The following is an 11,340-nucleotide window of genomic DNA, read 5'->3' as shown; positions in this document are numbered from 1 at the left end:
CAAACAAATTGACCGGCGCCCATCTGGTCACAGCTACGTAGTTCGCACCTGAACTCGAAAATTCCACTGACCCATGCACCCTCCCGCTATTGGATTGCAAGATCTGAGGACGCCCCGAGGATTCAACGAACACGATCGTATTGGAAGTTCCATCCAATACATCGCGAATGCGGCGGCCCTTCACACCAGGCTTCACCGTTCCATCGAACAGTCCATCAATGTTGCCCGGCTTTGGGTAGGACACAACGGCCGGAGCGGTCCACATTCGAGAATAGGGCCCCGCGCTACCCGCGTAGTCGGAACCGAAAGATCCCCACGCTTCTGGACTCGACGAGGTCGCACGCTTGAATTTCGGGTCCTCGATCGGGCTGCCGGGCGTGCTGGGGCACAGCATCAATGAAAGGGGAGTTTGAACGGCCTCGCGATTCTTGATGTCATTGAAACGAACACGGTAGTCATAAATATCGGCAAGAGGGTTTTGCTCCAGGTAGGGAAGCAATTGAGCGCCCCAATAGTGAAGGGCACCGCTACCTGAAACGCTACTGGGAAATGCGTTGTGGGCGGCGTGATGATTTTGCATCCCCAACCCCAGTTGCTTCAAATTGTTCGAGCATTTCATGCGTCGAGCTGCCTCGCGAGCAGACTGCACAGCGGGCAAAAGCAAACCAACCAGAATCCCGATGATGGCAATCACCACCAACAATTCCACCAGGGTGAACGCACTTCGACGACAATTCATTTTTCTTCTCCAGATCGGATCTACAGTCTGCGCAAACGTGACATTTGGCTGGCTGAGACGGTCAAAACGACCGGCGATCGCTTGCTGGAGGACCACTGGAAATCAAATTTCCGTGGTGGAGTCACGCTAATGAGAAAACATCTCATTAGTGCACTCATAATGAACAAATAGAGAGTTTCCCGCAACCCTAACGAGCGAAAGAGGTCTCGATCGCTCGGCAACTCAGGCGATGCCGCCGACAACGCGTTGCGCTGCTCATCACATCAACAGGCGGCCTTGCCTGTTCGACCCGCACCAGGCATGGCCCCGGGTTCGGTGAAAGGAGTTCGTGTGTCGCATGCATGCCCATCGACAAGTGTCGTCCGATCGCGCGCGGCAAAAATCAGGGTGCGACCAAACAGCACTTTGCTAGAAATCGAGGTGGGCTCGCATCGCAAAGATGCTTGCGTCGCTGTCGCCATTGACCGGGCTGTCCAGCATCGCGTGGATGTAGTTCAGTTGGAACTTGGTGTGTGGATTCCAGTGCCAATTCACTCCTGCGGTGAGATCGCTCAACCGCCCGCCTTGCACATTCGCATCGTTGAAGTCGAGATAGGAATAGCGAACGGCAAGTTCCCACGCTCCGATGCCGCCATCTTTTCCAACACTGCCATTCGGTACCACGTCGCCGAAGACACCGTTCTTTTTGTCATACGATCGTTGTTCGCCAGTCAGAAAAAAGCCGGCATAGGCATAGGCTCCCGGCAGTGCGACCGTTGGCCCGCCAATCTGATCCACCACGCTGACCAAGTATTCCGACTGGGCATAGAACGAACCCGCCGAAGCCGCGAGTTCCGCACCAAACAAGTTGGTGTGCTCCGCGTTGATGATTCCGGTGTCAACGAAGAATGGTGTGTTCACAGCCACCGCCGCGGGCACTCCGCCACCGGTTTCGCTGACAAACACTTCGGGCTGACTCCGGTATTGAAACAAATCATTGGACGGATCAATGAAGCTGTAGGCGCCACCGACATGGAAGCGCACGTTGCCTGGCTCGCGATCGACCAACAATCCTGTGACGCGTGTGGCGGTCCCATAGCCACCGTTGTCGCCGACGCTGCCACCGTAGACATCCGTCGGGAAACGAAATCCGCTGACGGCCCAAGTCATCGAATCATCCGACGAGTTACCGTACAGGACCGCTCCGATCTGTCGGAACGGGATCAACGCAAAAGGCAGTGAGCGCTCCATGAAGGTGAGCTCTTTGACGCTGGTCAATCCTTCCATTCCGATCGGTTGTCGAAACTGACCGACTCGCAGATTGCCATCCCCAATCAAATCTTCCATGTCGACCCAAACGTCCATGAAGCTCGGACGTCCTGGAAATCCGAAGTCCATCTCGAGCGAAAAGGCAACGTTGTCCCAAACGTTCCCAACCGCGGCCAAACGAGCTCGGCGGAAATCGGATCCATCTTCGGCGTCACCGACTGCAGCAATGTTACGGTCGCTTTGATGGAACCAAGCGGTGTCGGCTTGGAAGAATCCTGTCAACCGCGCAGTGGGAAACTTGCTCGACGCAGGGGGAGTGCAAGAAGTTGCGGTAGACTCCTCCGGATAAACAAAAATTGGCTCTTGAGAGAGTTTCGACGCTTGCTTCAGCTCATCAATCTGGGCCTGCAAGCGCGCGAGTTCCAATGACACGGTATCAGCAGATTGCCTTGCAGTCCCGCTTCCCAACACCATGGTTTCCTGGGCGTTGGTGTACGTTTCCTGAATGCCCCACATCGCCCACGTGAGGATGACCAGTCGCAGCGTTGCACTGCGAAGTCCTGCTTTCACTGTGCCGTGTGAGCATCCCATTTTTTGTCCGCTCATTCGTCCGCCTTTGGTTGGAAGTCATTCCTTTCGATTCAAACCTTGCGTCCTGATTGACCGGCCCACCAGGCTTGATCCGTCGTATCGCTCCGATGATCAAAATCGACCGGTCCACCAAGCGGATGCAGAAGGACGCGGCGAACCGTTACAATCGGAACAATCTCACCTCCCTGGTGGCGTCCTTTTCCCGCCTTCGTCACACAGCCCCTTCCCTACGAAACACTCTCCTTCGCATGAATCCGTTCCCTGATTGGCACGCCGGCAGATACACTTGTTTCACGTTGTTCTTTCGAGGACTGCTGCCGATTCTCGTGAGTGTGTCGCTGTTCACGTTTTTCAATACGCTCGCAATCGCTCAGGCACCCTCGGCCATCGAGCCGCGAACGGTTCAGCTTTCCGGTGCACGGACGCAACTCAAACACCTGGAAATGGAAACGACGGAAGACGCGATCGCGTTCCGAACGACCGGCAACGATCCGTTCATTTCATTTCAAATCCCTCCAACACCCGCGAACGAGCGACGTTGGATGCTGGCGATGGAAGTGTTTTGCACGCAGGGCATCCGAAACATGCAACTGTTTTACGGACAACCATGGACAGAGAAACGTCGTGTCAACTTGCCCCACTTGAATCGCGCCGAAGGCTGGACCACGTACACGTGTGATCTGTCACTCGGACAACAGTTTCTGCGGAAAGACAAACCTCTTTGGCTGCGACTCGATTTCGGAACAGAAGCGAACAAACGGTTTCGAGTCAGAAACGTCGTCCTGCGTTTAGAAAACGATTTTGAGCAGCGTCAAAATCAGGAAAGACAAGAACGGGTCAAGCGACTGGAACAGCTCAACGAACAGATCGCCTCGTATTATCAGACGCAATTCCCACTTGAGATCACGCAGGTGGAACACACTGCCGACGCGATCCTCGTCTCGGGAAAAGCGGTCGGCCAACTCTCGACGGCCAACCTCAGTTTGATCACCCGCGGATGGACCGAAATTTCCGCGGTTCCGGCAAAGGTGAATTCGCAAACCTTCTTTCGCCCCGTCCGAATGGACGCCGACGGAAACTTTCAAGTCCGCATCCCAGCCAGCCAACAATCGAGACTTCGTGAAACAGGCACTCGCTGGCAAGTCGTTTCAATCTCCAGCCAACTGGACTCAGATGGCTATCGATCCGCGACGCCGTATTCCGCCGTCCACCACGTCGATGGCTATGACGCAGCAGAGGCCAAACAGCTTGCTCCGACTCCCCAATTGAGTGCCGCGAAAGGCATGACCTGCCTCGCTGAACTTGCACCGGAACACGTCGAGGAACTCGGATTGGCTCATGGTTCGGTCAACCTGGTTCTGAGCAATCTCATCTCCCCGACGCCTCGACGTGGCTATCGAGCCACGCAAGTTCGCGGGCGGGAGTTATACGTCAACCAAGCCGCAATGCGGCACCTCGATCACCGAGTGCAAAAGGGACGAAATGCCGGTTTGGTCATGGCGGCCATTCTGTTGATCCCCAATTCGCGAACCGGGTCGACCGACGACTTGCCCAGTTTAGAACATCCCGACGCGGATCCGGCTGGCACGTACACGATGCCGAACTTGGTCGACGAAGCATCCGCTCAACTGTATGCCGACACGTTGAACTTCCTCGCTGAACGCTACAGCGAAGGCAACCTTCGAATCGATCACTGGATCGTCCACAATGAAATCGACGCGGGTTGGCAATGGACAAACATGGGGGAAGTTCCCATGCACGTTTATCTCGACCACTACTTTCGCTCGATGCGTATGGTTGATGCGGCAACTCGACGGGTCAATCCTCACGCCCGCACCTTCATTTCGTTGACACACCATTGGAACCTGGAAGATCCTCCGCACTGGCGTTGGTACGCATCCAAAAACATCATGCAGGCTCTCGTTCGACACGGTGAAGTCGAAGGCAACTTCCCGTGGGGATTGGCTCATCACCCCTACCCCGAAAGCCTGTGGGAATCTGATACCTGGAACGACAACGTTGAATTCACACTCGACGCCAGTATGTTCACGCTCAAAAACTGGCAGGTGCTCGACGATTGGTTGCACAACAAACGCTTGCGCGACCCCAAGGGCAACGTACGTGCCGTCTTGCTTAGCGAGCAAGGCTTCCACGCTTCCGAAACCGATCCACAAGCATTGGAACAGCAAGCCGCAGCGGTGCTCTACACCTTTGAACAAATACGCAAGTGCAAGTCCATTCTCGCATTCGACTATCACCGCCCCGTCGACAATCGCAACGAAGGAGGCCTGCATCTAGGCCTTCGCGGGCTGGGTTCTCCTGAGCAACCACGCGGCGCGGCCAAACCCGCCTGGGACGCTTACAAATCGATCGGAACCTCAACCGAAGTGAAAATCCGCTCCCAATACGAATCTCATTGGAAACAATGAACGACGCCATGACTGCTCCGTCCGGAGACGGGCAGTGGGACCAATTCGTCGCGTTCAACAACCAATCCATCCCCCTCCGTCCCCAGGTAGCTGATCATGGAACTCACTGCTCATTCGATTCCCAAACCTCGTCAAACGAAGAGCCTGGCACTTGAATCTTTGCTTAGCATCGTCGCGATACTCTCGGTGCTCTTTGGAGTGATCGCCGCCGTCGCCGTACTGATTGTCGTCGGTTTTCCAGCCATCGCCACTTCGCTCTCGATCCTCGTCGGATCACTATTGAATTGGCTGTTTCTTCAATCCCTCTCCGAAATCATTCGGTTGCTCAAAAAGATTGCGAAGATCGACTACGCCGGCGCCATCTCTGGCAATCACATGGAAATGGTCCCTACCTGCAGCCGCTGCGACGCCACACTTCGCAACGACGTCTACTGCGACCAATGTGGAGCCCGGTTGATTCCACCAAGTGAATGACAACCCTTACGCACCACCGACAGAAACCGAAACAGTTCGCCCGTCGAGCCTCGACGTGAATTCAGAATTCCGAAGAGGGCCAGCGTGGTACATTGTTTTCTCCGCAGTGGCTGGTGCATTTGCATCGGCTCCCTTTCTGACTCACGTTCCTGCAATTGGGCTCGTCACAATTCTAGGTGGAAGCGTCGTCGGTGGACTGATCTTCCGGATTCGATCTCGGAATTGGCCTCATGACCCAAGTGTGCGTTCCCGTCAGATGCTCTACTCGTTGATCGCCATCTGTTTTCCTCCCATGGGATTGTTTCTTTTGGCTGGGCCCAACGCGCAAGGAATTGGCATCCTACTTCTCGGGGGACTCGTCGGTGCGTTCCTTGTCTGCGGAATCTTCGTCAGTGGCACCAAGCGTTTCTCACATGTCGACACATCCGATCGCACCTGAAGCTCCCGCCTTTCACCTCTCCGCGTCATCGCTGCAAACTGTTGATCATGAAAATGAACTCCGTCGTCTTGAATCTCTGCAAGGAAACATCGCGTGTTTTCCTGCTCATCATCCTGACGCTCTCATCGGTCGCCTCGGCGGATTCCCCCGACACTGCACCGCCCTCGCCCACGAAGACAGAAACGGCTGACTCATCCATCGACGCACGTTTTCGTCAGTGGGGTGACCTGGGCAACGGAATTTATGCCAACCCGATTCTTAATGGTGACTTTGCTGACAGCGATGTCGAACGCGACGAGGCCAATGACCGGTGGGTGATGATCACGTCGACCAATCACTACTCGCCTGGGATGACCATTCTGGAATCCAAGGACTTGGTCAATTGGCAGTACACCGGTCACGCCATCCCAACCATCAATTGGGAACCGCGGTACAACTGGGACCAAATGAATGGCTACCGATTCGGATGCTGGGCTGGTGATTTGGTCCAGCACAACGGCGAGTGGCTGTGCTACCAGATTGATTTTCAGTCCGGCCTCTACCTGACGCGAGCCAAGGATCTCGCCGGTCCTTGGACAGACCCCGTCTGTCTGCTCAAACGAAAACATTGGACCGATCCCGCAGTCTACTTTGACGACGAGAACCAAGAAGCCTGGCTGGTCTGCAATTGGGGCAAAGGCTCTCCGCCTCGGCCCGACCAACCCCACGAGATCAAACTTTTTCGCCTGTCTTGGGATGGCTCTGAGTTACTCGATGAGGGCACGACCATCTTTTCAGGGACAGCCGTCGAAGCCGCCAAAATTCGGCGATTCAACAATCAGTGGTACATCATGCTGATTGAGTGGCAAGGCGAAGGCGAAAGCCGCGACCGCAAACAACTGTGCCTTCGATCCCAAACGGACTCCCTCGTTGGCCCCTACAAATCGCGTGTGGTGATGGAACGCGCATCTGACTCCGATCGCTCTGCCTGCCAAGGTTCTCTGATCGAAGCCCCGGATGGCCGTTGGTGGTTCATGCATCAACTCGTTCAAAATGGCAAACCGGTCTTTCATGGACGGCCGCAGTGTTTACAACCTGTCACCTGGAAAGACGGGTGGCCAATCATCGGCAAGGACACCGACGGTGATGGAATCGGCGAGCCGATTTGGACTCATCCGAAACCCATCCCAAGCGAAAACGCTATACCGCTTCAAACCTCTGATGAGTTTGACGGAACGCAAATCGGTCCGCAGTGGAACTGGAACCACGAACCACGTCGCGACCGATTCTCTCTTTCCGATCGACCGGGGCACTTGCGTCTGATTGCCTCCAAACCCGTCCCAGGGAATCGCGGTAAATTGAAAGGAGCGTTTTGGGGAGCGTCCAACACTCTCTCCCAACGGCACCTCGGAGTCACCCAAACGGTTGCCACGACCAAGTTGGATCTGCGCGGAATGACCTGGGGAGCACGAGCAGGATTTTGTCATCACTCAGGACAATACGCTCTGTTCGGCGTTTTGAAACAAAAAGACGGGACGATGAAATTGTTTTTCAATCACAACGGAAAGTTTCAAAGCGGGCCATCGATTTCTGGCTCGAATCTCTACCTGCGGAGCACCACCGATGGTGACCAAGCGGACTTCGCGTGGAGCATCGATGGCGAGATCTGGAACACGACTCCGTGGACCTACACGCTGAACTTCGGCAACTGGCGTGGCAATCGGCCCGGCCTGTTCTGTTGGAACAACCGAACCGATGAAGTCTCAGAAAGCGGCTGGGTCGATATCGACTGGTTCCACTACGAAGCAGGATCCAAACCATAGCCAGGCTTCCCCCGTCGTTGATTGAATACGTTTCGCAAAATTCGCGATCAGCCGAACGGCGTTCGCCCAAGATTACCGGAGACGAACTGGACGCAATCGCATTCCGGCTGACTGAGTCAACACGCTGCTAAGCAGATCGGCAGGAATGATCGGGCAGATGACACCGGCCTAATTCGCTTCCACCGGCTTCGGCCCGGGTGTCAGGTTCTCGAGCAAGTAGCGAGTGATCATCATTCGCACGTGCACTTCAGTTCCCTTGCCTTCACGCAGCCCATGGTCTCGGTTGGGATAGACCATGTAATCAAAAGACTTGCCCAGTTCAATCAATCGGTCGACCAAGCCTTCGATGATTTGAATGTGCGTGTTGGTCTCCCCCGAACCAGTCATGATCAACAGCTTGCCTTTTAACCCATCCGCAAACCCAATTGGAGCCGAGCGTGCGTAACCTTCTGCGTTGACTTCCGGGGTCCGCATGTAGATCTCCTGGAACCAAGCGTTGTAGAGGTGCGGTTGTGGCTTGGGCACGACTGCGATCCCGAGATGATAAACATCGGGTTTGCGAAACAACGCGTTCAGTGTGTTCGAACCACCGCCGCTCCATCCCCAGATCCCGACTCGCGATAAATCCACATAAGATCGTGTGCGGCCAAGTTCTTGAATCGCGGCGGCTTGTTCTTCGGTCGACAGTGGCCCCAAGCTACCAAAGATGCTTCGTCTCCACGCTGCACCCTTGGGACACGGCGTCCCCCGGTTGTCGATCGAAACCGTAATGTATCCAAGGTCAGCAATCGTACGGAGGAAATCGATTTGAGCCGCTCCCCAACGATCGAGCACCGTCTGCAAATACGGCTCGCCATAAACATAGACAAACACTGGATAGCGTTTCGACTCATCAAAGTCACTTGGCTTGGTGACGCTCGCGTCGACGGTCACATCCTCCGACAACTTCAGTTGCACAAACTCAGTGGGATGCCCAATCGTCTTTTGGGCAAGCTTCTGCAGTTCTTGGTTGTCCTCCAAGATCCGGATCGAGCGATGCTTTGGGATCGAAACCAAATCGACAACTGGAGGCGTGTTCAGAGTCGAATACGTATGAAAGGCCCATTTGCGATCAGGAGAGAACTGATACTCATGCCACCCCGGCTGGTCCGCCGGTGTGATCATTTCAAGCGTTCCAGATCCATCCAAAGGAACTCGGTAGAGAAAACGCTGGGTTCCATTGTCAGGTGAAGCATAGAAGTAGTACCAACCGCTCGCCTCATCGACGACATCTCCCGGTTCAGCACGATCGATGATGTCGTATTCACCGGGCGTCAGCAGCCGTTCATTCTTACCGTCGCGGTCGATGGCGAACGCCTGACGCCATCCATCCTTCTCACTCAAAAATACAAAACTCTTTCCACCATCAATCCATTTGACGCCAGAATTGATCTCGTGACTTCCGACTGCCCAAGCATCATTGGTTTCTTCGAAAATAGGAAACACGGGGCCCCCAACCTTCGCCAGCAGAAACTCGCGTTTGTCGCGGAATCGGCTGAGACGCTCGACCAAGACTTCGGCCGAACTCCCCGCCCAGGAGACTTCGCCGAAATAGCCACCTTCCTCAGGGAATTCGATCGCTAACCAAGTGATCGAACCGGCGTCATCACCGACCACATCGACCACGCCCACTCTCAATTCTGGGATTTTCGTCCCCACACGAGCAAATCGAGTCTGCTGCACGCTGGGATACGAAGGGTCATCGGGAACCAGCACGTTCCGCAACCGAACCTCGCTCGAATCGGTTTCAACAAACAGGACTCGCGAGCCATCAGGGCTCCAAGCGAGGTCGCGATAGGAAACATCACCGGAGGGTTCATCTTCGAACAAGCGTCGCGTCTGTCCGCTTTCGATTTCGCGAACGATCCAGTTGCGACGTCGCTTCTGCAACACTTGCTTGCCGTCTGGTGAGACCAGCGGATCCAGTTTCGCCGTCGCAGCCTCGGCTGATAAAACAGATCGTTCCCCCGAGTCGACCTGGTAAACCGCTCGGACCAGTTCATTCGTATCCGCGTCCTTCTGGCGAACAACGTATCCCGAACTGTCGGCTAACCATTCCGCTTCGAATCGTTTCGCGCGCATCTCGCCTTTTGCGTAGATCCCCTCCAACCGGGGACGAGATCGTTCAAGCAGTTCCGTCGTGGTGGGCCACGATGCCCCCGGTGATTGAGAGAAAGCGGAGCGTGCCTCCGCTGCAATCGCGAATGCAACGACCGGAACCAGAGTGACAACCTTCAGACTTAGATGCATCAATGAAGCTCTTCAGTAGGCAACGCGACTTGAGATCCTATTCAGACGCTGTGATCGAAGACAACGAAGTTGCCAACGATTCCATCGCCTTTTCTCAAGATCGCGAGGCTGGGAAACGAGAAGCGAAACAACAGGTCAACGGTGGGGATTCCAAGAGATTAAACCAAACAATGGCAATCCATTTTCCTGCCAAACGATTTTCCTTGCCCCGTTGGTTCTCGTTCCCTGTGGAAGCCTATAGAGGCGAGCAATCTTCCCCATCCACTCTACAGGTGGTGGCTTGTCCGCTCGAAAACGGAGGTATCACAGGGTGCCATGGCGACTCTCGCAGGACTCGAATGCAAGATCTAGCGGGCTGTTCATTGACTGTGCAGCACCGCAATCGCGCCGGTAGATTAGCCGAAGTGGTCGAACCGATCGTGATGATGTGCAAGTCTCCGTATGTGTCAGACGAACTTCCCGCCTCGGGTAATTGCTGCCTGATATCATTGAGTCGCGTTGGAGAGCAAAGCTATGAACCAAGTCGAAAATCACTTCGCCCAACTGGGCTTGGAGCACGAATCTGCTCTCGCCGAATACGTGGCGGAATTCGAAGTTGAAGGCGAATCACGAATTCACGGCTACTTTGGAAAGCCTGAATGGTCACACGCTGAAACGGTTGAAAACCTGATGGCGTGGTCTCGCGGTGAACGGCTTTCCGGATTCGTTCCAAGTTCAACTCGGTTTCTCGTTGTGAACCAACGCATCGTCGGGAACTACAATTTTCGACACCTGCTTTCGCCGGAACTGGAACGTTGCGGTGGTCACTGCGGCTACAGCGTTCGCCCCAGTGAACGTCGAAAAGGTTACGGCACTTTGTTGCTCAAAGACGCGAAACGTTTCGCTCGCGGGCTTGGCTTGGACCGCATTTTGTTGACTTGCAGCTCGGAGAACATCGGATCTTCGCGTGTGATTGAGCGCAATGGCGGCAGACTGCATGACCAGGTGCACGATCAAACCTCCGACGCGACTGTGAACCGTTACTGGATCGAGTTGTCTGTCGGCTGATCGCTTTCACAAGACATCGGTTCTTCTTCCGGGATCGATTGCGTTTACAATGCCTCCGATCTCACTGCCTCCAGTCTCACTCTCGCTCATTCCACCTCAATCAGGGTTGATTCCCAATGACCATTCGAGCACTTCCAACGATGCTCCTGATCCTCCTGTCGCCAATCAGTGTCCTACTTGGCGCGGATGCTCCCAACATTGTTTTGGTGATGACCGACGACCAAGGTTACGGGGACCTGAGCTGTCACGGGCATCCGTTTTTGGAAACGCCCAACCTCGACC

At 54.9% G+C, this 11,340-nt stretch carries 7 protein-coding genes; 4 read left to right on the top strand and 3 right to left on the bottom strand.

Going from position 1 to position 11,340, the window contains the following annotated elements; all coding sequences use genetic code 11:
• Both ACF8AM_RS21775 and ACF8AM_RS21770 read right to left on the bottom strand, forming a co-directional pair.
• The coding region (locus ACF8AM_RS21775; RefSeq protein ID WP_392557674.1) for a DUF1559 domain-containing protein at positions 1–739 on the bottom strand (739 nt) is incomplete at its 3' end.
• Between the two features lie 408 nt (positions 740–1,147).
• A complete protein-coding gene (locus ACF8AM_RS21770) occupies positions 1,148–2,593 on the bottom strand; it encodes an OprO/OprP family phosphate-selective porin (RefSeq protein WP_392557673.1) in 1,446 nt (481 codons plus the stop codon).
• A 233-nt stretch (positions 2,594–2,826) separates the two neighbouring features.
• On the opposite strand from ACF8AM_RS21770, the gene ACF8AM_RS21765 reads away from it, so the two are divergent.
• The 3 genes from ACF8AM_RS21765 to ACF8AM_RS21755 all read left to right on the top strand — a co-directional run bounded on the left by ACF8AM_RS21765 (position 2,827) and on the right by ACF8AM_RS21755 (position 7,722).
• On the top strand, positions 2,827–5,007 hold the full coding sequence (locus tag ACF8AM_RS21765) for a DUF5722 domain-containing protein (RefSeq protein ID WP_392557672.1): 2,181 nt from the start codon (positions 2,827–2,829) through the stop codon (positions 5,005–5,007).
• Positions 5,008–5,103: 96 nt separating this feature from the next.
• Positions 5,104–5,481 carry a hypothetical protein gene (locus ACF8AM_RS21760; RefSeq protein WP_392557671.1) on the top strand — a complete coding sequence of 126 codons (378 nt, stop codon included), beginning with the start codon at positions 5,104–5,106 and terminating at the stop codon, positions 5,479–5,481.
• Between the two features lie 492 nt (positions 5,482–5,973).
• Positions 5,974–7,722: a glycoside hydrolase 43 family protein gene (locus ACF8AM_RS21755; protein ID WP_392557670.1), complete on the top strand. Its 1,749-nt coding sequence runs from the start codon at positions 5,974–5,976 to the stop codon at positions 7,720–7,722.
• A gap of 168 nt (positions 7,723–7,890) precedes the next feature.
• On the opposite strand, the gene ACF8AM_RS21750 is transcribed toward ACF8AM_RS21755, so the two are convergent.
• Complete coding sequence (locus ACF8AM_RS21750) at positions 7,891–9,843, bottom strand: DPP IV N-terminal domain-containing protein (protein ID WP_392557675.1); 1,953 nt, start codon at positions 9,841–9,843, stop codon at positions 7,891–7,893.
• Between the two features lie 681 nt (positions 9,844–10,524).
• On the opposite strand from ACF8AM_RS21750, the gene ACF8AM_RS21745 reads away from it, so the two are divergent.
• Positions 10,525–11,058 (top strand): GNAT family N-acetyltransferase, encoded by a 534-nt coding sequence (locus tag ACF8AM_RS21745; RefSeq protein ID WP_392557669.1) that lies wholly within the window; start codon positions 10,525–10,527, stop codon positions 11,056–11,058.
• Positions 11,059–11,340 lie beyond the last annotated feature (282 nt).

This window comes from Rhodopirellula sp. JB055 (genome assembly GCF_043100905.1).
Lineage (GTDB): Bacteria > Planctomycetota > Planctomycetia > Pirellulales > Pirellulaceae > Rhodopirellula.
Note: the sequence above shows the minus strand (reverse complement) of the source record. Positions and strands in the feature narration are given on the sequence as shown.

Bases quoted from the DNA above. Each gene is read 5' to 3' on its own strand.
- ACF8AM_RS21770 (WP_392557673.1), bottom strand. From the start codon at position 2,593: ATGAGCGGACAAAAAATGGGATGCTCACACGGCACAGTGAAAGCAGGA.
- ACF8AM_RS21765 (WP_392557672.1), top strand. From the start codon at position 2,827: ATGAATCCGTTCCCTGATTGGCACGCCGGCAGATACACTTGTTTCACG.
- ACF8AM_RS21760 (WP_392557671.1), top strand. From the start codon at position 5,104: ATGGAACTCACTGCTCATTCGATTCCCAAACCTCGTCAAACGAAGAGC.
- ACF8AM_RS21755 (WP_392557670.1), top strand. From the start codon at position 5,974: ATGAACTCCGTCGTCTTGAATCTCTGCAAGGAAACATCGCGTGTTTTC.
- ACF8AM_RS21750 (WP_392557675.1), bottom strand. From the start codon at position 9,843: ATGCGCGCGAAACGATTCGAAGCGGAATGGTTAGCCGACAGTTCGGGA.
- ACF8AM_RS21745 (WP_392557669.1), top strand. From the start codon at position 10,525: ATGAACCAAGTCGAAAATCACTTCGCCCAACTGGGCTTGGAGCACGAA.